The organism is Deltaproteobacteria bacterium (assembly GCA_029210625.1).
In the GTDB taxonomy this organism is placed as follows: domain Bacteria; phylum Myxococcota; class Myxococcia; order SLRQ01; family SLRQ01; genus JARGFU01.
Genome location: JARGFU010000013.1, coordinates 132,449 through 156,756 on the forward strand (window position 1 = coordinate 132,449; position 24,308 = coordinate 156,756).

General features: G+C 71.7%; 18 protein-coding genes. 8 read left to right on the forward strand and 10 right to left on the reverse strand.

From position 1 onward, the window contains the following. Nucleotides 1-4: 4 nt before the first annotated feature. From P1V51_13995 to P1V51_14010, 4 genes are all read right to left on the reverse strand, one after another. On the reverse strand, nt 5-928 hold the full coding sequence (locus tag P1V51_13995) for a hypothetical protein (GenBank protein MDF1564157.1): 924 nt from the start codon (nt 926-928) through the stop codon (nt 5-7). Between the two features lie 65 nt (nt 929-993). Beyond that, nucleotides 994-2,034 carry a thioredoxin domain-containing protein gene (locus P1V51_14000; protein ID MDF1564158.1) on the reverse strand — a complete coding sequence of 347 codons (1,041 nt, stop codon included), beginning with the start codon at nt 2,032-2,034 and terminating at the stop codon, nt 994-996. A gap of 107 nt (nt 2,035-2,141) precedes the next feature. Continuing rightward, nucleotides 2,142-4,526 carry a hypothetical protein gene (locus P1V51_14005; protein ID MDF1564159.1) on the reverse strand — a complete coding sequence of 795 codons (2,385 nt, stop codon included), beginning with the start codon at nt 4,524-4,526 and terminating at the stop codon, nt 2,142-2,144. Then, nucleotides 4,523-5,434, reverse strand: a complete 912-nt coding sequence (locus P1V51_14010) for a tetratricopeptide repeat protein (protein MDF1564160.1) — start codon at nt 5,432-5,434, stop codon at nt 4,523-4,525. Before P1V51_14010 ends, P1V51_14005 begins: the two co-directional genes overlap by 4 nt. Before the next feature lie 100 nt (nt 5,435-5,534). Here P1V51_14010 and P1V51_14015 point away from each other — a divergent pair, with 100 nt between their 5' ends. The 3 genes from P1V51_14015 to P1V51_14025 are packed head-to-tail and all read left to right on the forward strand — an operon-like array spanning nt 5,535 to nt 7,972. Further along, nucleotides 5,535-6,368 carry a GGDEF domain-containing protein gene (locus P1V51_14015; protein MDF1564161.1) on the forward strand — a complete coding sequence of 278 codons (834 nt, stop codon included), beginning with the start codon at nt 5,535-5,537 and terminating at the stop codon, nt 6,366-6,368. A 33-nt stretch (nt 6,369-6,401) separates the two neighbouring features. Continuing rightward, nucleotides 6,402-7,745: an acetyl-CoA carboxylase biotin carboxylase subunit gene (locus tag P1V51_14020; GenBank protein ID MDF1564162.1), complete on the forward strand. Its 1,344-nt coding sequence runs from the start codon at nt 6,402-6,404 to the stop codon at nt 7,743-7,745. An 11-nt stretch (nt 7,746-7,756) separates the two neighbouring features. Continuing rightward, entirely contained in the window at nt 7,757-7,972 is a 216-nt protein-coding gene (locus tag P1V51_14025) for a biotin/lipoyl-binding carrier protein (GenBank protein MDF1564163.1), read from the forward strand. Nucleotides 7,973-7,978: 6 nt separating this feature from the next. Here P1V51_14025 and P1V51_14030 read toward each other — a convergent pair whose 3' ends face one another. Both P1V51_14030 and P1V51_14035 read right to left on the reverse strand, forming a co-directional pair. Then, nucleotides 7,979-8,623, reverse strand: coding sequence for a response regulator (locus P1V51_14030; GenBank protein MDF1564164.1), 645 nt, complete (start codon nt 8,621-8,623; stop codon nt 7,979-7,981). 29 nt (nt 8,624-8,652) lie between these two features. Next, nucleotides 8,653-10,710 (reverse strand): FHA domain-containing protein, encoded by a 2,058-nt coding sequence (locus P1V51_14035; protein MDF1564165.1) that lies wholly within the window; start codon nt 10,708-10,710, stop codon nt 8,653-8,655. Nucleotides 10,711-10,851: 141 nt separating this feature from the next. On the opposite strand from P1V51_14035, the gene P1V51_14040 reads away from it, so the two are divergent. Then, nucleotides 10,852-12,642 carry a rhomboid family intramembrane serine protease gene (locus P1V51_14040; GenBank protein MDF1564166.1) on the forward strand — a complete coding sequence of 597 codons (1,791 nt, stop codon included), beginning with the start codon at nt 10,852-10,854 and terminating at the stop codon, nt 12,640-12,642. Nucleotides 12,643-12,684: 42 nt separating this feature from the next. After that, a complete protein-coding gene (locus P1V51_14045; GenBank protein MDF1564167.1) occupies nt 12,685-13,470 on the forward strand; it encodes an outer membrane lipoprotein-sorting protein in 786 nt (261 codons plus the stop codon). A 156-nt stretch (nt 13,471-13,626) separates the two neighbouring features. On the opposite strand, the gene P1V51_14050 is transcribed toward P1V51_14045, so the two are convergent. After that, nucleotides 13,627-14,394, reverse strand: a complete 768-nt coding sequence (locus P1V51_14050) for a hypothetical protein (protein ID MDF1564168.1) — start codon at nt 14,392-14,394, stop codon at nt 13,627-13,629. Nucleotides 14,395-14,407: 13 nt separating this feature from the next. Further along, nucleotides 14,408-15,211: a GNAT family N-acetyltransferase gene (locus P1V51_14055; GenBank protein ID MDF1564169.1), complete on the reverse strand. Its 804-nt coding sequence runs from the start codon at nt 15,209-15,211 to the stop codon at nt 14,408-14,410. 91 nt (nt 15,212-15,302) lie between these two features. Here P1V51_14055 and P1V51_14060 point away from each other — a divergent pair, with 91 nt between their 5' ends. Together P1V51_14060 and P1V51_14065 are read left to right on the forward strand one after the other, a co-directional pair. Further along, the gene (locus tag P1V51_14060; protein ID MDF1564170.1) at nt 15,303-17,156 is read left to right on the forward strand and encodes a glycosyltransferase family 39 protein; all 1,854 of its coding nucleotides are present in this window, start codon (nt 15,303-15,305) and stop codon (nt 17,154-17,156) included. Nucleotides 17,157-17,281: 125 nt separating this feature from the next. Next, nucleotides 17,282-17,707 (forward strand): response regulator, encoded by a 426-nt coding sequence (locus P1V51_14065; protein MDF1564171.1) that lies wholly within the window; start codon nt 17,282-17,284, stop codon nt 17,705-17,707. A 176-nt stretch (nt 17,708-17,883) separates the two neighbouring features. Here the strand turns inward: P1V51_14065 and P1V51_14070 are convergent, their stop codons facing one another. Beyond that, nucleotides 17,884-19,005 carry an SPFH domain-containing protein gene (locus P1V51_14070; GenBank protein MDF1564172.1) on the reverse strand — a complete coding sequence of 374 codons (1,122 nt, stop codon included), beginning with the start codon at nt 19,003-19,005 and terminating at the stop codon, nt 17,884-17,886. A gap of 51 nt (nt 19,006-19,056) precedes the next feature. Beyond that, nucleotides 19,057-20,565: a hypothetical protein gene (locus tag P1V51_14075; protein MDF1564173.1), complete on the reverse strand. Its 1,509-nt coding sequence runs from the start codon at nt 20,563-20,565 to the stop codon at nt 19,057-19,059. A gap of 192 nt (nt 20,566-20,757) precedes the next feature. Between P1V51_14075 and P1V51_14080 the strand changes: the two genes are divergently transcribed. Then, nucleotides 20,758-24,207: a DUF4215 domain-containing protein gene (locus tag P1V51_14080; protein MDF1564174.1), complete on the forward strand. Its 3,450-nt coding sequence runs from the start codon at nt 20,758-20,760 to the stop codon at nt 24,205-24,207. The last annotated feature ends 101 nt before the right edge of the window (nt 24,208-24,308 follow it).

The window sequence follows — 24,308 nt, forward strand, 5'->3', positions numbered from 1 at the left end:
CCTCCTAGCGCTTCCAGGTCTGGTAGCTGATCTTCGGCCAGGTCGAGAGGTCGGGGGTGATCGCCCACCAGAACTTCACGTGGCAGCTGGCGCAGGTGGAGTCGCGCACCTGATCCCAGCCGGCCCGCAGGTCCTTGGGGGTGCTCTTGGCCTTGAGGGCCTCGAGCTCGCTCACCAGCCGCTCGGCGAGCTGGTCGTACTCGGCGCTGGCCGAGCGGTAGGCGTCGGGGACGGTCCCCTTCAGGGTCCGCGCCTGCTCGAGCAGGGCGTCGAGGGCGGGGGTGGTCTCCGAGATCAGGGGCTTGGGCTTCCCGAGGGCCTCGCCGAGGAGCCCGGCGGGCTGCACCATGGCCTGCATCGCCTTCTTGGAGGAGGCGCCGCCGGTCATCGGAGTGATCGGGCCGCGGGAGGTGCCCCGGGCCGGCCGCCGGCCGCCGGCGAGGACCTGGCGCAGGCCCATGGCCTCCTGGGGCGCCTCGGTGTCGGCGGGGGTGTCGACGCCGACCCCGAGGACGAACTCGAACTCGGGCAGCTCGACGCCCCGCTGGGCGAAGGTGACCTGGTAGAGCCCCGTGGTCGCCGGGGTGAAGTGGAAGCCGTAGACGCCGGCGCCCATCAGCGGGTGGAGGCCGTAGCGCATGGGCGAGCCGCCCTCCTTCGGCTTCACCGTGGCGATGAGCGAGGCGCCCCGCACGGGCACCCGGTCACCGAAGGTCGGGTCGGGCACCATCGGGGTCTGGGCCAGGTCGAGCGTCACCGTGACCCGCCGGCCGGCCGCGCGCTCCTTGGGCGTGGCGGTCAGGACGAAGTCGTAGTTCTGCCCGCTCTTGTTGATGATCGTCACCTCGCTGGCCGAGGCCGCGGCGGGGATCGCCAGGGCGAGGATCGTTGCGCCGAGGGCGGCGAGGAAGAGTTCGTGGCCCCTCATGGGCACCTCCTTGGAGCTTGCTGCCTTTTTCACCGGGATGACGGGCCGTCCGCCAGTGGGATTCATCACTTCTGAGCCGAGCCGGGCTTCGACCACTGCTCACCGCCGGCCTGCCAGTCCAGCTCGTCCTGGATCGCGCGCAGGATCATCGCGGCGTCGAGGAGCAGGGTGTAGGACCGGCCGTTGATGAAGAGCGAGGGCGTCCCCTCGATGCCGGCGGCCTGCCCCTGCTTTCGCTCGGCCTCGACCACCGCGTCGTACTTGCCCTCCTCGAGGGCCTTGGAGACGGCGGCGCGATCGAGGCCGAGGGTATCAGCGTGATCGAGGAGCGACTTGCGGTCGAGCTGGGTCTGGTTGGCGAAGAGGAGATCGGCGGCCTGCTCGAACTTGCCCTGCTCCCGGGCCATGACGGTCAGCTGCGCCGCCTCGCGGGCGTTCTCGTGCTGGGAGAGGGGGAAGTTCAGGAAGCAGAGGCGGGCCTTGCCCTTCAGCGAGTCGACGATGTCGCCGAAGAGCGGCCAGGTGATGCCGCAGTAGGGGCACTCGAAGTCGGCGAACTCGACGAGCTGGATCGGGGCGTCCTTCGGGCCCTTGCACGCGGCCTCGGCGACCTCGAAGGTCTTGCGGCGGGCGGGCTTGAAGCCCTCGAAGTACTCCTCGGTGAAGCTCACGGCCTCGCCGGGCTTGGCGCCGGCCTTGAGGAGCAGCACCGAGAGGTCGGCCATGCGGCGGCCGAGCTCGCAGGGGTTCGGATCCCGCAGGCAGCCGCCGAGGGTGGAGGGGCGGCCGCAGTCGCAGACCGCGTCCTCGGCAACCTTCAGGAGCGAGGCGCGCGCCTTCTCGTCGAGCCCCTCGACCTTCACCCCGGGCAGGGTCCGCGCGAGGGCCTCGTCACCGAGCTCGGCGCCCGCGACGCCGCTGCCGCCTCCGGCGGCCGCCTCGGCCTCGGCCTCGGGCTCGGCGGCAGGCGTCGCGGCCGGCGCCTCGGGCGCCTTCGCGTCGGGCTTCGGCGCCTCGGTCTTGCAGGAGCCGCCGAGGGAGATCAGACCTGCACAGAGGGTGAGCGCGACCGGGAGCGTGGCGAGGTGGTGGAAGGACTTGCGCATGGCGGTTTCGATCCTCGTGAATGGTGCCCCCGGATGGCCATCCGGCCCGACCGCCCGGAAGGTGAAAAGGCCAGGGAATCCGGGGCAGTCGAAGGCCGCGAATCCTACTACAGGGCCCAGCGGATTGGCCACCGGCGGGCGAGCACTCCGGCGAGCACGTAGGCGCCCGCGCCGCAGGCGAAGACCACCGCCAGACCGGCGCCGGTGGCCACCACCACGGAGAGGCTCGCGCCGACCACCGAGGCGAAGCCATTGATCGCCCAGGCCCGCCCCCGCTCCCCGGCGCTCGCGCCCGAGAGGCGGGTGAGGCCGAAGGGGAAGGGGAGCCCGAGGGCCAGGCCGGCCGGGGCCAGCGCAAGCAGCGCCCCCAGGGTGCGCAGGGGCAGGCTGGCGCCCAGCAGCAGGCCCTCCAGGCCGCCCAGCAGGACCCCGGTGAGGCCCACCCCGAGGGCGACCCCCAGCAGGAGACGCAGGGGGGAGAGGCGGGCGGCCACCCGGGAGAGGGCGTGGGAGCCGAGCCCCGAGAAGAGGAGCAGCCCCGCCACCGAGACCGCGAAGGTGAGGCCCGGCTTGCCCAGGAGCAGCCCCAGGCGGTGGACCAGGCCCAGCTCGACCGCGGCGAAGCCCAGGCCCAGGAGGGCGAAGTAGGCCTGGACGACCCAGGCCCCGGCTGGCCGGTCGGCCTCCTCCTGGCGGCGGCGCCGGCCCAGGAGGGCCGTGACCCCGAAGGCCACCAGCAGGGTCTGGAGCAGCAGCAGCGCCAGGGAGAGCTCGGCCACGGGCCGGTCCTCCAGGGCGAGGCGCGAGCGCTCCCCCTCGTCGAAGAGAGCCGTGAAGTCCGAGAGCCGCAGGCTCGACCAGGAGCGGCGGCGGTTGAAGAAGGGCCGGTCGTCGGTGGCGGGCTCCAGGAGCGCCGGATCCCGGCCCGGGGCGGGGCGGCGCTCCAGGGCGGCGCGCAGGGCCTCGGCCGTCGGCCCTCCGTGGCCCGGATAGCGGTGGGGCGCGTAGAGGAAGGCCATCCCCACCTGCCGGGCGGCCTCGTCCAGGGCCTCCAGCTGGTCCCGGCGAAAGGGGGTGGGGCTCGCCAGCACCCCGGCGGTGAAGGCGCCGCCGGGGTCGTCGGTCCCCGGCGCCGGCGCCGGCCCGAGGCGCAGGACCGCGAGGTGGCGGAAGGGATCCTTCCCGGCGTCCTTCAGGACCCGGGAGAGGGTGGCCACCAGCTTGGGCATTTGGGCCTCGGGGCGGGTGACGTAGAGCAGCCCGTCCTCCTCCAGGTGCTCCAGGTACTCGCCGATCGCCTCCAGGGTGAGGGTGTGGCTCTCGGCCAGGGCCAGGGCGCCGCTCTGGGCGGCGGCGTTGGAGATGGTGTGGATGGAGAGGATCTGATCCCAGCGCTCGTCGCTGCGGTGGACGAAGCTGCGCGCCTCGCCGTCGACCCAGCGCACCCGCGGATCGTCGATCAGCCCGCGGGTCCAGCCGTGGAGGGGGCCCCGGAGCCACCCCGAGAGGGTCGCGGCCAGCTCGACCCCGGTGACCTCCTCGGCGCCGTGGGTCAGCGCCGAGGCCACCTCCCAGCCCGCGCCCGAGCCCAGCACCAGCACCTTTCGGGGCGGGCGGGCGAAGAAGGAGAGGGCGGTGGCGTCCCGCAGCGGCGGCAGCTCCTCGAGGGGCCGCGTGAGGTGGGGGACCCGCACCACCGCCGCGCCGGCGTCCAGGAGGATCGTCCGGTGTCGCTCACCGCGCACCAGGTCGAGGCGGGCCGCCTCGTCCCAGGCGCTGGCCTCCACCCGCTCGGGGTCGGCGAGGATGGCCCCGACCGGCTCCTCTCCGAGGCGCTTGTCGGCGGCCACCCGCAGGCCGGTGAGGGGCTCGGCGACCGCGCCGAGGAGGAGGAGCCCGGCGGCGGCGAGGAGGGCGGGCAGCGCCCGGCGCCGGGGGGTCTGCATCAGCGCCCCGGCGGCCAGCGCCGCGGCGGCCCCGGCGCCGATCACCGCGTGGGGACCCATCAGGCCGACCCCGAAGAGGGCGAGGACCGCGCCGGCGCCGGCGCCCAGCAGGTCGAGCGCGTAGAGGCGGCCTGCCTCCCGGGCGTGGTCGATGAGGATCCGGCCGACCGCCAGGCCCGAGAAGAAGAAGGGGGCGATCAGGCCGAGCTGGATCGCCAGCGCCCAGAGCAGCTGGGAGGGCTCGGCGGCGATGCGCAGGGGCTCGAAGGGCAGGAGGCGCAGCAGCGCCACGGCGAGGAGGGTGGTGGCGGCCTGACCGGCGCCCACCCGCAGGAGGAAGGCCGCGAGGGGCCGCTCGCGGGCCGCCGGGCGCAGGGCCAGCCAGGCGCCCGAGAGGCCGTAGCCCAGCAGGGCGGTGGAGACGATCAGGAAGGCGAAGTGGTACCAGAGGGTCACGGCCAGCAGGCGCCCGAGGGCCACCTGCAGGGAGAGCGCCGCCGCGGAGAAGAGGGCGATCGCGAGGCGCTCGCTGGCGGCCTCCCTCACCGACCCTCCCGCAGGAGGGGCAGCCAGTCGGGCCGCTCGCGCAGGGCGGCCAGGTCCTCGTCCTCCTCGGCCACCGCCCGCAGCCGGTCGGGAGAGAGCTCGAAGGCCCGGGCGAGCAGGCGCATCGCCTCGTCGTGCGCGCCGAGGAGGGCCTCGGCGCAGGCCAGATCGTAGGCGGCCTCGGCGAAGTCGGGGTCGAGCTCCCCGGCGTGCCGGAAGTGCTCCCGCGACTCCTGGTAGCGGCCCGCGGCGTGGTGCTCCAGCCCCCGATCCAGGGCCAGGGCGGCCCGGCCCCGCCGAAGATCGAGGATCTCCACCCCCTCCACCACCGCGCCGGCCGCCTGCGAGCGCCAGCTCAGGGCCGCCAGGGCCGGGCTGCGCCCGGGCCCCACCTCGAGGGAGACGAGCTCGAGCCCCGGCACCTCGACCAGGCTGGCCAGGACCGTGGCGTGCGCCTCGCCCTGGCGGGCGAAGGTGAAGCGGAGGTGCTCGCCGACCCTCTCCTGGCGCAGCTCGTGGCGGCCGATCTCGAGGGGGAAGGTGGGCGCGGGGGCGGGCTGCCGGGCCGGCGGAGCGCCGGCGGGCTCCGGGGTCGTGGCGGTCTGGAGGATCCCACGCCGATCGAGGACGAGCTCGCGCAGCTGCCAGCCCCGGCCGTCGGCCCGGATCCACTCCCGGAGGATCACGCGCTCCTCCTCGAGGGCCTGCAGGCGCAGGTGGTGGCGGGGCGGGAGGTCCCCGGGATCGGCCACCGGAAAGCCGGGGCGGGGGGCCGTGCCCGGGGGCTGGGCCAGGGCGACGCAGCCGGTCGAGAGGAGGGCCAGGAGCAGCCCCAGCCCGCCCGGGCCGCCGGGCGCTGGAAGCGACCCGCCGTCGGCGCTAGAATCACGGTCGATCAACGAGGCCACGATGCCCCCCGACGAAGACGACGACGACAGAACCAGCATTCGGCCGCTGCACGAGCTCCTGGCTGAAGAACCCGCGTTAGGGTCGCAGAACCCGTACCTGATGGTTCTCGCGGGGAAGGCCGTGGGTCGCATGTTCAAGGTCGTGACCGGCGAGATGCTCATCGGTCGAGCGCCGGAGTGCGACATCATGCTGGACGACGATGGCGTCTCTCGCAAGCACGCGCGGCTGATCTGCCGGCCGGACGGCTCGGTCTCGATCCTCGACCTGGGCTCGACCAACGGCACCTGGGTGAAGTCCCAGCGGGTGGACCTGCGCAGCCTCCAGGACGGCGACCGGATCCAGATCGGCTCCACCAGCATCCTGAAGTACGGCTACCAGGACAGCGTCGAGGAGCAGTTCCACGCCCAGCTCTACGAGTCGGCCACCCAGGACGGGCTCACGGGGGTCTACAACAAGCGCTTCTTCCTCGATCGCCTCGATCAGGAGTTCGCCTGGCACCGGCGGCATCAGGCCCCCCTGACCCTGATGCTCTTCGACATCGACCACTTCAAGAAGACGAACGACACCTTCGGCCACGCCGCCGGGGACTTCGTCCTCAAGCAGCTGGCGCTGGTGGTGCTCGCCCAGGTCCGCACCGAGGACATCTTCGCCCGCTACGGCGGCGAGGAGTTCGCCTGCATCCTGCGCCAGACCCGCTCCCAGGAGGGCTTCGTCCTGGCCGAGCGCATCCGGCGAGCCGTCGAGGATCACCGCTTCCTCTTCCGATCCCAGATCCAGGAGGTGGAGATCCCCACCACGATCTCGGTGGGGGTCTGCGAGCTGAAGCCCACGGTGAAGGACATCGCGGCCTTCATCGAGGCGACCGACCGGTATCTCTACCGGGCCAAGGCGGCCGGCCGGAACCGCGTCGAGTCCTCCGCCTTCGATGACTAGGCGACGCTGAAGGTCCGGGGTAGAAACTCCGGCATGTTCAGCAAGATCCTCATCGCGAATCGTGGCGAGATCGCCCTGCGCATCATGCGCGCCTGCCGGGAGCTCGGCGTGAAGACGGTCGCCGTCTACTCCGAGGCCGACGAGGGGGCCCTCCACGTCAAGGCGGCCGACGAGGCCGTGGCCATCGGACCCGCCCGGGCCCAGGACAGCTACCTCCAGATCCCGAAGATCCTCGCGGCAGCCCAGGAGACCGGGGCGGAGGCGATCCACCCGGGCTACGGCTTCCTGGCCGAGAACGCCGGCTTCGCCCAGGCGGTGGTCGACGCCGGCCTCACCTTCATCGGGCCTCGCCCCGAGGTCATCTCCCGGATGGGGGACAAGGTGGAGGCCCGGAAGATCGCGGCCGCGGCGGGGGTGCCGGTGGTGCCCGGCTCCGAGGAGCCCGTCGACCTCGAGGGGGCCCGGGCCATCGCCGAGGAGATCGGCTACCCGGTGCTGCTCAAGGCCGTCGCCGGCGGCGGCGGCATCGGCATGACCATCGCGAAGGACGACAAGGGCCTGCAGAAGGCCTTCGAGGCCAGCGCCCGCCGGGCCCAGTCCGCCTTCGGAGACGGCTCCCTCTACATCGAGCGGCTCTTCGAGCGCCCCCGGCACGTCGAGATCCAGGTGGTCTCCGACAGCCAGGGCAACCACCTGCACTTCTTCGAGCGCGAGTGCTCGATCCAGCGCCGGCACCAGAAGGTGACCGAGGAGGCGCCCAGCCCCCTCTTCCTCGACGGTCAGAACCCGGAGCTCGCCCAGGCCATGCGCGACGCCGCCGTGGCCCTGGCGAAGCAGGTCGACTACCTGGGCCTGGGCACGGTCGAGTGCCTGGTCGCCGACGGCGCCTTCCACTTCATCGAGATGAACACTCGCCTGCAGGTCGAGCACCCCTGCACCGAGCTGACCTGCGACGTCGACCTCGTCCAGCTGCAGCTGAAGATCGCCGCCGGCGAGCCCATCGGCTTCGGCCAGGAGGCGGTGAAGCGCTCGGGGCACGCCTTCGAGCTGCGGATCTACGCCGAGGATCCCGACAAGAACTTCTTCCCCTCGCCGGGGAAGATCACCCGCCTCGTCCTGCCGGAGGGGGAGGGCGTGCGGGTGGACGCCGGCTACGCCGAGGGCGACACCGTCACCCCCTACTACGATCCCCTGATCGCCAAGCTGATCGTCCACGGTGAGGATCGGGCGCAGGCCATCGAGCGGGCGCTGCGCGCCGCCGAGGACTTCGTGGTAGAGGGTATCAAGACCAACCTCCCCACCCACCGCGCGGTGCTGAAGACCGAGGCCTTCGCGCGCGGGGACCTCTCGACCCATTTCTTCGAAGACCACCTCTAGGAGAAGACCCAATGGCCACCAACGTGGAAGCGCACATCACCGGGACCGTCTGGAAGATCGAGAAGCAGGCGGGGGACGAGGTCGAGGAGGGCGACATCATCCTCATCCTCGAGTCCATGAAGATGGAGATGCCCGTCGAGTCCCCGGACGACGGCGTCGTCGCGGAGATCAAGGTCGCCGAGGGCGAGGCGGTCGACGAGGGCCAGGTCGTCGCCGTCCTCGAGTAGCGCGCCCTAAAAGTCGCCGAACAAGGTCGTCAGCTTGACCCGCAGGGCTCTGGCGATCTTGTGGAGCGACGAGACCGAGGCCGAGGACTCGGCCCGCTCGATCTGCGAGAGCAGGCTGACCGAGAGCGCCGTCCGGCGGGAGAGCTGCTTCAGGGTCAGGTTGCGCTCCTTGCGCAGGTTCCGGATCGTCGTGCCGATGGAGCGGTGCAGGGCACCCTCGGGGTCGAGGACCAGGCCCTTGGACTCCAGCGCCCGCTGCACGGCGTCCCGGAACTCCTCCACCCGGAAGGGCTTCTTCAGGTAGTCCGAGGCCTGGTGCTGCAGGCTGGTGATGGCCGTGTCCATCGAGGGGTAGCCGGTGAAGATGATCACCGCCACGTCGTCGTCGATGCGGCGGATCTCCTTGAGGACCTCGGTGCCGTCCATGCCCGGCATCATCAGGTCGAGGATGACCAGGTGGAACTCGCCTTTGCGCAGGACCCCCGCGGCGTCCCTCGGGTTGGTCAGCGCGGTGGCCTCGTAGCCCTCCCGCTCGAGGAGCATGACGAGGTAGTCACAGACGTCCTGGTCATCGTCGATGACCAGGACCCGGACCTCGAAGCCCTTCTGTGAGGTGGGCTGCTCGGTTTTCGAGGCTGCTGGGCTGGCCATGCTCGGTTGCTCTCCTGCTGATCGTCGGGCTAGCCGCTCTTGCTGGCGTCGTACTTCTCCAGGATCTGGCGGACCTTGGCTGCGTCGGAGGCGCTGGGGTTCTTCTGAACGTAGAGACGGTAGTGCTTGGCGGCCAGATCCTTGTTGCCCAGCCGCGCGTAGCAGATGCCCAGCATCTTGTGGGTCATCCCCTGGCCCTTGGGGTCGAGCTTGAGGGCCCGCTCGAACTGCTTGGCGGCCAGCTCGAACTTGCCCTTCTGGAGGAACTGCACGCCCTTGGTCTGGGCGTCCTTGGCCTCCTGGACCTTGGTGTCGGCCTGCGGCTTCGGGGGCGGGGGATCCTTCTTGACGATCGGCTTGGGCTTGGGCGGGGGCGGGGCTCGCTCCGCCTTGCGCTGCGCGGTCTCGGCCCGCTCGAGGATCTTCTGGGCCTCGCGGCTCTCGGGTTCGAACTCGAGCCAGTTCTCGGCGACGGTGATCGCGCCCTCGTAGTCCTTGATGCCCAGGGCCGCCTTGGCGTCCGAGCGCAGCCGGTCGGCGGCGCGTCGGCGCGCGAAGGTGCTCTGGGAGCGCGCGTCGTTCTCGAGGAGCGAGCCGGCGGGGACCATCGCGAAGGCCTGCGCGGCCTCGACGAAGCGCTCCTCCGCCAGGAGGTCCTTGGCCTCCCGGAAGCGGCGGTGGGCCTCGTCCTCGAGGGCCGCCTGCTTGAGGCCCGCCTGGGCCGCGGCGTTGCTCTCGTCGAGCTCGAGGGCCTTCTCGTAGGCGTCCTTCGCGGCGGGCCAGTCCTGGCGCTCCACCGCCTCGCTGGCGGTCTGGATGGCCTGGCGCAGCGCCTCGGCGTTGTCGGCCACCGCCGTGCCCGGATCGGGATCGGGGGTCGGGGTGGGGTCCGGGGTCGGGGTGACGTTGGCCCGGGGGTCGGGGATGGGCAGGGTCTCGCCGCCGGGATCGGGCTTCGGATCCTCGCCGCCGCTGCCGGTGGCCATCCAGATGCCGCCGACCGCCAGGACGAGGACGACCGCGGCGCCGCCGATGACCCAGGGGAGGGGGACGCCCCGGGAGGGCATCGCCTCGTCGTCGACCGCGGCGCGGGCGGGCGCGGCCGCCGCCGCCGCCGCGAAGGCCGGCTCTCCGTCCTCCTCGCCGGTGTAGACGTAGTCCTCACCGGGGGCGCAGAAGCGGATCTTCAGATGACCCAGCTCGATGACGTCGCCGGGTCGGACGTCGATGAGCCCGTACTCCTCGCCGTTCACCCGCACGCCGTTCGCCGAGCCCAGGTCGGCGACCTTCCAGACCCCCTCCTCGTCGAGGAAGATCCGGCAGTGCCGTCGGGACATCGAGCGGTGGTCGATCTGGATGTCGTTCTCGTCGGTGCGCCCGATGGAGACCACCGTGCGGTCGAGGACGTAGGTCTGGCCGGCGTACTCGGTGCTGATGACGACCAGCGAGGGCTGCTCGCCCTGCTCGAGCTGCCGCTCCTGGGCCTTCTTCCCGAGGGCGTCGAAGTCGACCTTGATGATCGCCGTCGACTCGTGCTTCGGGCGCTCGGGCTGCTCGTACTCGGTGTGGGCCGCGGGCAGATCGAAGGGGGCCGGCACCGCGGCGCGGGCGGTGGGGATCGTGGGCTCGGGCTGCACCGGAGCCGGCGGCGGCGGAGCCGCGGAGGGGCTCGGGGGCGGGGTGAGCTCCTGCGAGGGCGGCTCGGCCACCGGGGCCGAGGGGGTGGTGGGGATCTGGGTCCCCGGAGAGGTGATCTCCCGCGCCTCGCTCGCGGTGGCCGCCGCGCCGAGCACCTCACCGGCCTCGGCCTGCACCGCGAGGTTGTAGTCTCCGATCTCGATGAGGTCGCCTTCCTGCACCTCGGCCCGGCCCTGGACCTGATCACCGTTCACCCGGACTCCGTTGTAGGAGCCGAGGTCCTCGATGAAGACGTGGCCGTTGCCCTTCAAGAAGCGGGCGTGTCGGCGCGAGACGTTCCGTTCGGTCAGACGAATGGTGTTGCCTTCGTTGCGACCGATGGAGATCTCGTCTCGAACGAAGGGGACGACTGTCTTGCGTCCCTCGTCATCCTCGATGATGAGCTTCACGAATGCACCGTTGGGAACCTTGGGGAGAATCGGGGGCTAACCCCAATTTTGTACCACGGGCCCCGAAAACGGGGCCACCCCGGGCTGGAGGGGGGTCCGCCCCCGGGGGCGGGGATTCGCTATACTCTCCCGATTCCAGGCATGATCCGGATCCGCACCCAGACGGGGGAAGAGACCCTCGATCTGGGGGAGTTCGAGTCCCGGGTGGTCCGGGGTGAGATCCCCCCCGACACCCCCGTCTGCTTCCCGGTGGTCTCCGGCGAGGACTTCGTGCCCGCCCGGGAGCTGGAGATCTTCCGGGGCCTCTACAGCCCGAGCCGGATCTACTTCAAGCGCTACTTCAACCTGGCGAGCTTCCCGGCGCTGACCACCGTCATCCTGGTGGCCAACGTCGCCGTCTTCGTCGCCGGGCAGGTCCTCCTGGCCGAGGGCTCCGGCAACCTGACGGCCGAGTTGGTCCGGCTGGGGGCGAAGGCCGGGCCGCTGATCACCGACCTGGGGGAGAGCTGGCGCCTGCTCACGGCGAACTTCGTCCACCGCGATCTGCTGCACCTGGGCTTCAACCTCTTCTTCCTCTTCAACCTCGGCGGCGCCCTCGAGAACACCTACCGCAAGCACGACTACCTGCTGATCGTCCTGGCCTCGGCCCTGGGGACCACCATCCTCTCCTTCCTGGGCTCCTCGCAGATCTCGGCCGGCGCCAGCGGGATCGTCTTCGGCTGCTTCGGGGGGGTGGTGGTCTTCGGCCTGAAGTACCGGGACATCATCCCGCGCCGCTACCGCCGCTTCTTCGGGGGGGCGGTGGTGCCCTACGTCCTCATCTTCCTCTGGCTGGGCTGGATGAGCGCCGGCATCGACAACTGGGGGCACCTCGGCGGGCTCCTCGGCGGCTCCCTCTGCACCTTCCTCATGCGGCCCCGCCTCCTCGACGCCGGCACGAACCTGGGGCGGCGGCGGGTGCTGCGCTACGGCCTGACCGTGGCCGTCATCGGCCTCACTTTCGCCGTGGGGCCGGCCTGGACCCGCCTCGGCGCCAGCCTGGTGGTCGAGCGGGACGACGACCTGGGCCTGGAGGTCGCCCACCCCCTGGGCTGGCGGCGGGCCATCACCGACCTGGGGCAGATCGGCTTCTCCAACGGCCTTCCCGTGCCCACCTACCTGCAGGCGGACGCCCGGGAGCAGGCCGCGCCGATCGACCTGGAGGCCGTCGCGGACCAGTGGTTCTCCAACGTGCTGGAGATGCGGGAGCACCAGGGCCTCTACCGGGGGGTGCGCCGGGAGCCGCCCCGGCCGGCCGTCGTCGCCGGCCGCGAGGCCCTGCTCTACCGGGCGGCCTTCGAGGCCTCACCGCGCAACGGGCCGACGGTCTCCTACCTCTTGACCCTCTACGTCTTCGCCCGGGGAGAGATCGCCTGCGCGGTGGCGATGTACGCCCCCACCGATCGCTTCCAGCGCTACCAGCCCATCTTCGATCAGATGAAGGACTCGATCCGGCTGACCGAGCCCCGCTCCCTGCGCCTGGCCCGGGCGGCGACGCTCCTCGATCCGGGCGATCTCGAGGCGCACCTGCGCCTGGCCGAGGCCTGGCAGCGCACCGGTGAGCGGCAGAGGGCGGTGGCCACCTACGAGGACGTGCTCGCGCGGAACGCCTCCCAGCGGCCGGCGCGCCTGGCGCTGGCCCGGCTCTGGGTCGACGAGGTCGACGCGCTCGAGGAGGGGGTCCGGCTCCTCGACGGCCTGCTGCCCGAGACCACCGATCCCGAGGAGCGCGTCGAGCTCCTCCTCCTCGGCGTGCGCTACGACCTGCAGCAGGATCACCTGTCCCGCGCCCACGAGCGGCTGGAAGAGCTCCTCGCGCTGGCGCCGGAGGATCCGCGGGTGCGCCAGCTGGCTCACCACCTGCCGGCGCTCCCGGAGCCGCTGGCCCCCTGAGGCGGGTGACGGGGGCGCGCGCTTCGTGCCAGATTTTCCCTCATGAAGAAGCTGGTCCAGCCGATCGCCCTCGCCCTCCTCCTCCTTCCCGCCGCGGCGCGCGGCGAGGCCGAGACCTGCGCCTCCATCCTGGAGCGCTCCGAGGACAAGCTGGGGATGGGGGTGCAGAGCGGGAAGGCCGTCCTCGAGCTGGAGACCCACCCCCGCACCGGGAAGCCGCGGCAGCGCTCGCTGGAGATCCAGAGCATGCAGGAGGAGGGGCTGCTGCGGACCCGGGTGCAGATCCTCGCCCCCGCCGACGTGGCCGGCACCGCCTTCCTCACCCTGGAGCGCGAGGGGAAGGACGACGAGCAGCACATGTTCCTGCCGGCGCTGGGCAAGGTCCGGCGGATCAGCGGCTCGGCGAAGAAGGGCTCCTTCATGGGCACCGACTTCTCCTACGCCGACCTCGAGACCCGGGACGCCGAGGACAACCACTGCGAGCTCGTCGGTGAGGAGACCCTGGAGGGCAAGAAGGTCTGGCACCTCTCGACCCGCCCGAAGACCCCGGACAAGGACGACGCCTACAGCCGGGCCGAGCTCTGGGTGCAGCAGGAGACCCTGGTGCCCGTGAAGATCGAGCTCTTCGATCGCAAGGAGAAGCTGCTGAAGGTCCTCGAGGTCCAGAAGGTGGAGAAGCGGGGCGAGCGCTTCGTGGCCACCGAGTCGACGATGCGGAACGTGCAGAAGGAGACCTGGACCAAGATGTCCCTCGGCGAGGTCGACTTCTCCGCCGAGTTCCCCCCCGAGACCTTCACCTCGAGGTCACTGCAGCGCCTCGCCCGCTGACCGGTTTCGGAGCGGACGCTCCCCCGAACCGGCAGGGGTTCGCCTCGGCTTCTCTCTTCGGAGCGGCCCGGAGGCGGCGCCCAGCCGCCGCAGGGCCAGCGGAGCCGTTCACCCCAGGCGCGAGCTGGGGGTCGTTAGGGGGAGCGGACGCTCCCCCTAACCTCCAAAGAAACAGAACTGCTCGCGCCGGAAGTTGAGGCAGACGTACTCCGGCCGGCAGTCCGCGTCGCTCTGGCAGGTGGCCATGCAGGCGGCGAAGTCCTGGTCCCGCACGCAGGCGCTGCCCTCCGGGCAGGCGTCGCAGTCCCCGTGGACGCAGTAGCCGCCGGGCCAGTCGGCGATGCAGAAGGAGGGGACGCCGGCGCAGTCGGCGGCGGTGCCGCACTCGCCACCCACCGGGCTCTCTCCGCCGCCCTGGGAGGGGACGCAGGCGAGGGCCCCGAAGGGATCGGCGCACTGGTAGCCCTCGCGGCAGTCGGCGTCGCTCTCGCAGCCGTCGATGCAGATCGGCTCCCCGTTCTCGGTCAGCACACAGACCCCGCCCTCGGGGCAGCTGCGGCAGCCCGGGATCGCGCAGTAGCCCTCGGGGAGGTCCTGGATGCAGACCGCCCCGGGATCGACGCAGTCGGTGGCGAGTTGGCAGGCGCCGCCCAGCTCTCCGAAGCCCGGCGCCGTGCCGCCGCCGTCGGGCTTGCCGGCGTCGGGGATCGTGCCGTCGGGCACGCCGCCGTCCGGGTCGCCACCGTCGGGGAGCGCGTCGGGGTAGACGCAGGCCCCCTGCACGCAGATCCGATCACCCTTGCAGGCGTCGTCGCTCTGGCAGCCCCCGGCGTCGGGGGGGAACTCCAGGGGGGCGAGGGTCTGGCAGCCGCTCGCGAGCAGGAAGAGAGCCAGGGGGGCGAGGTGGATCGGCGTGGGCTTCAAGGTCGGCTCCTCATCAGATGGCTCGCTGATACGACCTCACCTCGAGCGTGTCCAGGAAGCCGAGGCGGTGGTAGAGCGCCTGGGGGTCGGAGTCCAGGTCGGTGAGCAGGGAGAGGGTGGCGTGGCCGCGGCTGCGGGCGAGCCACCGCACCTTGGCGATCAGCGCCTGGCCGATGCCCTGGCGGCGCAGGTGGCTGACGGTGGCGAGGCTCTGGAGCGAGGCCCCGTCCTCGGTCTCGAGCAGCCCCACCGCCCCGACGGGCTCGTCCTCCAGGTAGGCGACCAGCCACTGCAGGCCGAGGGTGCGGGCCTGCACGTCCTCCCAGCGGTCCAGCGCCCGGCAGACCTCGGGGCCGAACCAGGGAGCGTCCCGCCGGCAGCCCTCGCGGGCGAAGGCCAGGTCTCGCCGGTCCGCGGAGTCACGCACCGGCTCGATCCGCAGGCCCGCGGGGGGCGGGCGGCGGGGGGGCAGCGCCTCGGTGGGGGCGCTCATGATCACCATCCGCCGCTCGGAGAAGCCGCGCTCGACGAGCCGCCGTCCGAAGGTCGGGAAGGCGTCGGCCTGCCGGACCCAGAGCTTGTGGTGCCCGCAGCCCGCCAGGGAGAAACCATGGGCGGCGGCCTCGAGGAGGCGGTCCACGTCCAGGGGGAAGCGGAGGTTGGCCACGAAGGAGGCGTCCCAGACCTCGGGCACCTCCGGGTGGAGGTAGAGCTCGCCGCCGGGCAGGGCGTGGGGCCGGGCGCCGGCCACGAAGGCCGCTCTCTCCAGTCGCCAGAGGGCGTCGGCCCGCCCTCGCCGGTCGGCACTCGCTCGCATCTCCACCCCCCATCCTAGCCGATGTGCGACCGGCCGCAGCTTCGTTCCGGTTTGACCCCCATCCGGCCTCACGGCAGAATCCCGCGCCACCGTGGGGAAGAAGAAGCCGAGCGCGGACACCGAGGTCCAGGAGAGCGGGTCGATGCCCGGGATGATCGACGCCCTCGTTCCCGCCTTCCTGCGGGAGAGCGCGCCAGCGCGGCTGCTCGGGCGCCTCTCCGCCGAGCGGCGCGGCCTGCTCCTGGTGGTGGCCTTCGCGGGCCTGATCTTCCTTCCCTTCCTCGGCTCGGTGGGGCTCTGGGATCCCTGGGAGACGCACTACAGCGAGGTCGCGCGCTCGATGATCGAGCGCAACGACTACGTCCACCCCTACTGGGAGCGGGCCTACTTCTTCTCCAAGCCGGTGCTCACCTTCTGGTTGATGGCCCTCGGGATGAAGATCGTCGGCCTCGCCGGTCCCGGCGGTGCCCTCTCCATCTACCTGGAGTGGGCGGTGCGGCTGCCCATCGCCCTGCTGGCGATCCTCGGGGTGGCGATGGTCTACCTGGCCGGCGCCCGGATCTGGTCGCGGCGGGTGGGGGCGCTGGCGGCCGTCGCGCTGGCCACCATGCCGATGTACGGGCTCATCGCTCGCCAGGCGATGACCGACATGCCCTTCGTCTCCCTGGTGACCGCCGCGATCTGCGCCCTGATGATCGCCCTCTTCGGCAAGGCGCCGGCCGAGGCCGAGGCCGCGGTGGAGGACGAGGAGGCGACCGACGACCCCGACCCCTTCTGGCTCTACGTCTTCTATGCCTTCGTCGGCTTCGCCACCCTGGCCAAGGGCCTCCTGGGGGTGGCGTTGCCGGGGGCGGTGGCGCTCCTCTTCCTGGTGCTCACCGGGCGCTGGGGCCTCGTCTCCCGCCTGCGCATCCCCACCGGCGCGCTCCTGACCGCCGTCATCGGCGCGCCCTGGTTCGTGGTGATGTCCCTCTTCAACGGCAAGGACGACGAGTTCAAGAACTTCGCCTACCGCTTCTTCGTGCACGACCACTTCAAGCGGATCGGGATGGGCGTGCACACCACGACCCCCGGCGGGACCTTCACCTACTTCATCGAGCAGGTCGGCTTCGGCACCTTCCCCTGGGTGGTCCTCTTCCCGGCGAGCCTCACCATCGCGGCCCGGGACCTGGCGGCGGGCCTGAAGGGCCGGCGCGCCCAGGCCCTCTTCTTCGCCTTCCTCTGGATCCTGGTCGGCTACGGGACCTTCTCCCTCTCGGCCACCAAGTTCCACCACTACGGCTTCCCGATGCTGCCGCCCCTGGCCCTCGTCTCGGGCTACGCCCTGCACCGCATCTGGGAGGAGGGGATCCGCCCGCACCAGGTGGCCCTGCTCCTCGGGGTGATCCTCTTCGTCGTCATCGCCCAGAACCTCGCGATGACGCCCAAGCACCTGGCCGACCTCTACGTCTACAACTACGGGCGGCCCTACCCCAGCCGCGAGGTCGATCCCCGGCGCCTCTTCGCCGTCTTCTTCGTGCTCGGGGGCCTCTTACTGGTCTGGAGCTACTTCTGGCAGCGGCGCCGCTCCCTCGTCGCCGGTCTGCTGGCGATCGCCTTCCTCTTCTCGGCCTACCTCGGCTGGGTGCACTGGGTGCAGCTCTCGCCCCACTGGAGCCAGCGCGACCTCTTCTGGACCTACTACCAGACCCGGGAGGGTGACGAGCCGATCGCCGCCTACTACATGAACTGGCGAGGCGAGACCCTCTACAGCCAGAACTCGGTGGTCCAGATCAAGGACGCCGGCAAGCTACGGAAGTTCGTGGCCGAGCCCGGCGCCGAGTACGTGCTCGTCGAGCAGGGACGCTACAAGGGGCTCAGGTCGGTCCTCTCCCGGCACCGCGCTCAGATCGTCGATCGCACCAACAACAAGTACTATCTGGTGCGGGTCGAGGATCCGCTCTAGGCGCAAAATTACGCCCCTCTGGCGGAGGCAATTGCTTGCTGCGCTGCCTTCACCATGTCATGGTCTTTGACCGTGGGGAGGGCCCGTGAGGGTGCCCTCCAGAAGCGAGCGAGAAGGTCGGTACGGTGACTCAGTCCGATTCCAGCAAGAAGACCTTCCGGGTCCTGGTCGTCGAGGACAACCCTCACGTCTCGGAGATCTTCCGCTACGCCTTCAAGCGCATCGTGGCCGAGAAGCTCGGTGACGAGGTCGAGGTCGAGGTCGCGGGCGCCACCGACGGGCACCAGGCCTGGAGCAAGCTGGAGGAGACCCTCACCACGGCGCAGCCCTTCGATCTGGTGATCCTCGACCTGATGCTGCCGGTGCTCGACGGCACCGAGGTGCTCGCCCGGGTGCGGGCCAACGAGACCCTCGCGCCCCTGCCGGTGATCGTCATCACCGCCGGCGACGAGGACGCCTGCCGCGAGGCTCGCAGCGCGGGCGCGACCGAGGTCCTGCGCAAGCCGGTGCAGTTCGCGCAGATCCGTGAGGTCGTGGGCGTGCTCCTCTAGAGCTCGCTCCGCTCCCTCGGCTATCAGCTATCAGCTGTCAGCTGTCAGTTCGTTCGCCGGAAGCTCGGACCCCGATGCTGGCGTCGAGCCGGTTGTCCCAAACAGCAACGGGCGGCGCCGAGGCACCGCCCGAGCTGATAGCTGACAGCTGATAGCTGATAGCTGATGACCGGAGGTCAGCCGGTCTTGGTCCCGCAGCCCGCACAGAAGCGGGCTCCCGGCGCGAGCTTCTCGCCGCAGCCGGTGCAGAAGCCGCCCGAGGCGCTGGCCTGGGTGAGCTCGGCGCCGCAGCCCGAGCAGAACTTGCCCGGGGGGACCTGGGCGTTGCAGCCGGTGCAGGTGACGAGCGCCGGGGCCGCGGCCGGCGCCGGGGCCGCAGCAGGCGGGGGCGCCTGCTGCTGCTGCTGCTGCTGGGTCATGAACATCTGGGCCATGCCGAAGCCCACGCCGAGGCCCGCGCCGCCGAGGGCCGGGTTGCCCCCACCGCCGCCGCCGCCGCCGCCCTGGGCCATGCCCTCGCCCGCGCCGAGCATCGCGGCGCCCGCGGCGTAGCTCTGGAAGCCGCCGGCCATGCGGGAGTAGGCCATGTCCTTGGAGAACTTCTTCAGGGTGGCCTCGTCCTCGGGCTTGATCGCGATGGTGAAGTTGCCGAGCCGCACCACGGTCAGGCCGTAGCCGTCGATGTGCTTCTTCGCGCCCTCGATGACCTCCTCCTCGATCTCCTCGGTGTAGGCACCGGAGGTCACGTCGAGGAGCGGCCACTTCTTCTTCACCAGCAGCTCGGCGACCCGGTCGCGGATCGTCTTGAGCAGCAGGTTCTTGAACCAGCCGACGAAGGCGTCGTTGGAGTTGCGGCCGAGGCCCACCAGCCCGATGACCAGCTGCTCGGGATCGCTCACCCGCAGGGAGAAGTCGCCGTGCACCATGGTGCCGATGGCGAGGCCCGTCTCGGGGTCGCGCACGTCACCGATCGGGCCGCCGAACTTCACCTGCGAGATCTCGCGGGTGCTGACGAAGAAGATCTCGGTGACGAAGAGGTTCCCGCCGGTGACGGCGTCGACCAGCATCGACAGGAAGGGGAAGTTGTTGGCCTCGAGGGTGTGGCGGCCCGGGCCGATGGTGCCCACCGACTTGCCGTCGCGGAAGAAGAGCGCCACCTCGTCCGCCTCCACCGTCAGCTGGGTGCCCCAGCGGATGTTGGAGTCGGGGTGCTTGTAGATGATGTCCTGCTTCGCCTCGTCCGGCCGGACGACGAAGTGCCTTCTGGCCTCACCCTTCACCTTGTCGAAGAGTCCCATGCGCGTTCTTCCTTTCCTCGAGGGGCAAAACAGCGTCGCGGTCGTTCGCGACTATTCCTTCAGGCTCCCGTGAGTGTCAAACGGCGAACCCGAGCCCGGACGCGCCGGCGCCTCGGGTCTGACGGCGAGCCCGGCCGGGAGGTCGTGGGCCCGGGCGGTCGCCAGGACCCGGGCGGCCAGCGCCGGCAGGTGCGCCTCGGCCCAGGCCCGCTCCCAGGCCAGGGCCGGCTCCGGGGCGGGGGAGAGGCCCAGCGCGCGCTGCATCAGGTTTCCGTGGTGGGCCAGGGCGGCCCCCTCCGGCGCGGTGAGGACCGAGAGGAGGAGCGCCGCCTCCCGCCGGGCGCCGGCCCGGAGGCGGGCGGCCTCCCGCCGGGCCAGGGTCCGGGCCTGGGCCTCGGGCAGGCCCGGCAGGGAGCGCTCCCCGGACTCGAGGGCCGCGAGGGCCCGGTGCAGGGCCTGGTGGGCGCGCGCGGAGGCCTCGAGCTGGGCGGGGAGGGGGTCGGCGGCCCCTCCGGGCGCCTGCGGGACGGCCGCGAGCTCGGCGCAGATCACCGCCTCGCGCAGGCTGTCCAGGCGCGCCCGGAGGCCTGCCTGAGGAGAGAGGGCCAGCCGGAGATCCGCCGGCGGCGCGACCGGCAGGCAAAGGGGGAGGGGAGCCTGCCGGCCGTCCTCCCCGGCGGCGAGGGTCGAGGCGGCGGCGGCGAGGCTGCCGCCCTCGGGGAGGAGCAGCTCCAGGTCGTCGAGGAGCCGGCTGGCCGGCAGGAGCGCCTCCTCGCCGGGCTCGGGAGCGAAGAGGCGCCCCAGATCGCTCTCGGGGAGCTCGGCCAGGGCCGCCCCCGTCCGCCCCCGGGCCAGCTCCCCCAGCGCCTCGAGGCGCTGCTCCTCGTCCTGATCGAGGAGGGCCCGGGCCAGGGCGACGAGCTCCCCGGCCGGGGCGGGGAGGAGCAGGTCGCGCAGCTCGAGGGGCGAGAGGCCGAGAGCCGCCGCCGCCTGCTCGGCCTGGCCCCGGCGCTCCTCCAGGAGCAGGAGGTGGCGGGCCTGGACGGCCGCGGCGCTCTGGCGCAGCTGCTCCCGGCGGCGGGCGTCCGACTCCCGGGCCAGCCTCGGCCCCAGCTCGCGCCAGGGCAGGGGAGCGCCGTCCAGCTCGAGGGTCGCGGTGGCCTGGAGGTGGGCGATGCGGCCGTCCACCTCCGCGGTCGTCCGGGCCAGGAGGTTGCCGGCGACCGAGCGCTGCAGGGCCCGGGTGCTCTCCTCCCGGCCGGGGAGGAGGGGCCGGAGGGCGGCGAGGCGCTCGAAGGTCGCCCGGGAGGAGAGGGCGGGGTAGCGCTCGTAGCTCTCGCTCACCCCGCCGGGCTCCCCGCGCACCCAGAGGCCCCAGAGCTGCTCGCCCTGCTCCCGGCGCAGGGCCCGGTCCGTGGCGAGGAGGGCCTCGAGCTCGCTCTCCGGGGAGACCCGCACCGGCGGGGGTGCCGGCGGCACGGGCACCCGCTTCGGGCAGGCCCCCAGGAGGAGGGCGGCGGCCAGGAAGGGGAGGGTTCTCAGGGCGGCGGAGGCGGGCATATCGGGCTTCAGGCTATCCCGGTCGGCGGGGGGCCGAAACCCCCGGTATTCGGGCTCTCCGTGCCGCCTGCCGTACCTTGACACTGAGGTGGGGCACCGCTATTCGAGCCTCCTCACCGTCCCTCGCAGCAGGAGGGGTTCGTGCGCGACGAGGGACGGACGGTCACCCCAATCAAGCTCAAGGAGCTCGTGATGAATCGACTCGCCAAGCTCGGCGCGGCCTGCATGGTCGGCCTCCTCGCCCTCGGCAGCATCGGCTGTCCCAAGGATGAACCGGCCCAGAACCCGGAGATCGTCTCCTTCTCCGCCACGCCCGCGGGGATCGTCGACGGTGACAGCAGCACCCTGGCCTGGGAGACCCTCCACGCGGTCTCCCTGAGCCTCGTCGATGACGCGGGCAACACGATCGACATCTCCTCGGCCGGCGTCGCCAACGGCGACGTCGCGGTGAGCCCGAGCGCCACCACCGAGTACACCCTGACCGCCACCGGCGGTGAGGACACCACCCCGGCGACCGCGCGCCTGACCATCACCGTGGCCCCCGCCGACGTCTGCGGCGACGGCTCGGTGACCGGCCCCGAGGCCTGCGACGACGGCAACACCGCCGCCGGCGACTACTGCGCCGCCGACTGCTCCGCCGTGACCGGCCTGTGCGGCGACGGCACCGCCCAGACCAACGAGGCCTGCGACGACGGCAACACCGCCGGCGGCGACTACTGCTCGGCCGACTGCCAGACCATCGACGGCTTCTGCGGCGACGGCACCGCCCAGGCCAACGAGGCCTGCGACGACGGCAACACCACCGACGGCGACTACTGCTCGGCCGACTGCCAGACCGTCGACGGCTCCTGCGGCGACGGCACCACCCAGAGCAACGAGGCCTGCGACGACGGCAACACCGCCGACGGGGACTACTGCTCGGCCGACTGCCAGACCATCGACGGCTCCTGCGGCGACGGCACCCCCCAGGCCAACGAGGCCTGCGACGACGGCAACACCGCCGACGGGGACTACTGCTCGGCCGACTGCCAGACCTCCAACGGCGCCTGCGGTGACGGCACCGTCGAGACCTTCGAGGCCTGCGACGACGGCAACACCGTGGACGGCGACTACTGCGCCGCCGACTGCATGGGCGTGACCGGCTCCTGCGGCGATGGCACCACCCAGACCAACGAGGCCTGCGACGACTCCGGCGAGTCCGCCACCTGCAACGCCGACTGCACCGCCCACGCCTGCGGCGACGGCGTCTACAACGTCACCGCCGGCGAGGTCTGCGACGACGGCAACACCGTGGACGGCGACTACTGCGCCGCCGACTGCCTCTCCGTGATCGGCGCCTGCGGCGACGGCACCCAGCAGACCAACGAGGCCTGCGACGACGGCAACGTCGATGCCGGCGACTACTGCGCCGCCGACTGCATGAGCGTGACCGGCTCCTGCGGCGACGGCACCCAGCAGACCAACGAGGAGTGCGACGACGGCAACACCGATCCGCTGGACGGCTGCGCCGCCGACTGCACCATCGAGATCCCCGGCTCCGAGTGCGCCTTGGCCTACGACCTGAACACCAACGGCGCCGTCGGCGACGGCTCCTTCACCTGGTCGGCCGACACCACCAACTTCACCGCCAGCAACAACGCCAGCTGCACGGTCTCCGGCAACAACCCCGAGGCCTTCGCCTACTTCATGGCCCCGGCCGATGGTGACTACCTCGTCGCGGTCCCCTCCACGGCGACCTTCAACGTCGTGCTGTGGGTCTGGGACGGCGTCTGCGATTCCACCTCCACCGTCCTCAGCTGCGTGAACGGCACGACCGCCGACGGCAACGAGTCCCTCATCATCAGCCTGGTCCAGGGCCAGGAGATCTTCATCGTGGTCGATGGCTACGGGAACTTCACCGACAACTGGGGCACCTTCGACCTCACCGTCGAGCCCGACATCTGCGGCGACGGCTACGTCTCGGCCAACGAGGACTGCGACGACATGGGCGAGTCCGCCACCTGCAACGCCGACTGCACCGCCCACGTCTGCGGCGACGGCGTGCAGAACGTGACCGCGGGTGAGGCCTGCGACGACGGCAACACCACCGCCGGCGACTACTGCGCCGCCGACTGCCTCTCCGTCACCGGCTCCTGCGGCGACGGCACCACCCAGACCAACGAGGACTGCGACACCTCCGGCGAGTCGGCCACCTGCGACGCCGACTGCACCTTCGTGGTCTGCGGCGACTCGGTCACCAACGCCGCCGCCTCCGAGGCCTGTGACGACGGCAACACCGCCGCCGGCGACTACTGTGCCGCCGACTGCCTGAGCATCACCGGCTTCTGCGGCGACGGCGCCGTCCAGACCAACGAGGTCTGCGACGACACCAACACCACCGCGGGCGACGGCTGCTCCGACGACTGCATGGTCGTCGAGGCGGGCTACGTCTGCCCCACCCCGGGCTCGGCCTGCCGGGCCATCACCTGCGGCGACGGCTTCATCGACTGGGGTGAGTCCTGCGAGGACGGCAACACCGCCGACGGCGACGGCTGCTCCGCCACCTGCGCCCTCGAGATCGCGGCGCCGGGCGCCTCGATCGTCGCCACCGAGTCCATCGACGCCACCGACATGCAGTGGGCCCGCCCGGGCTCGACCTGCGGCGCCACCTCGCCGGCGGATCACTACTTCGACGCCGTCTGGATCGAGAACAACACCGGCTACCCGCAGCTGCTGACCGCCACCGCGGCCTGGAGCGGCGACGGCTTCCTGCACGTCTTCTACGATCCCTTCGATCCGGCCGACCTCGCCAACTGCATCAAGGGTGACGACGACTTCAACGGCACCAGCGGCAGCCAGATCGTCGAGATCTACATCATGCCCGGCGAGAGCCTGGTCCTGGTGGCCTCGACCTGGGGCGGCGGCGCCGTGACCGGCGCCTACTCCCTCGACATCGCCACCGACGCCGTGGTCTGCGGCGACGGCTGGCTCACCGGCATGGAGGCGTGCGACGACTCGAACATCGCCGCGGCTGACGGCTGCAACGACACCTGCAGCCTGGTCGAGGACGGCTACGTCTGCGACGTGCCGGGCAACGCCTGCGTCTCGGTCCCGGGCGCCCTGGTCATCAACGAGCTCGACTACGACCAGACCGGCTCCGACACCACCGAGTTCGTCGAGATCTTCAACGGCACCGCCGCCGACGTGGATCTGACCAACCTCGCGGTGGTCTTCGTCAACGGCAACAACAACGCGGAGTACGGCCGCTACGACCTCTCGGCCGCCGGCGCCACGCTGCCGGCCGGTGGCTACCTCGTCATCCGGAACCCCGGGCTGACGGTGGACGCCGCGGCGATGACCATCGACACCTCCGGCACCAGCGTGATGCAGAACGGCGCGCCGGACGGCGTCGCGCTGATCGACTCCGTCGCCAACACCCTGATCGACGCCCTGAGCTACGAGGGCGAGATCACCGCCGCGGTCATCACCGGCTTCGCCGCCCCCGTGAGCCTCGTCGAGGGCAGCGCGGCCACGGCCGTGGATGCCTTCCCGAACTACGACGGCAGCATGTGTCGCCGGGCCTCGAACGGCCGCGACACCGACAACGCCAGCCTGGACTGGTCCTACTGCCCGACGCCCACCCCGGGCGCCGCCAACCCCTAAGGGGTAGGGCAGAGGCCGGTCTCGGCCATCCGAAATAGCAGACATGGACACCCCGGCCGGGCTTGAATCGGCCGGGGTGTCGTGTATTCAGGGGTCCACAC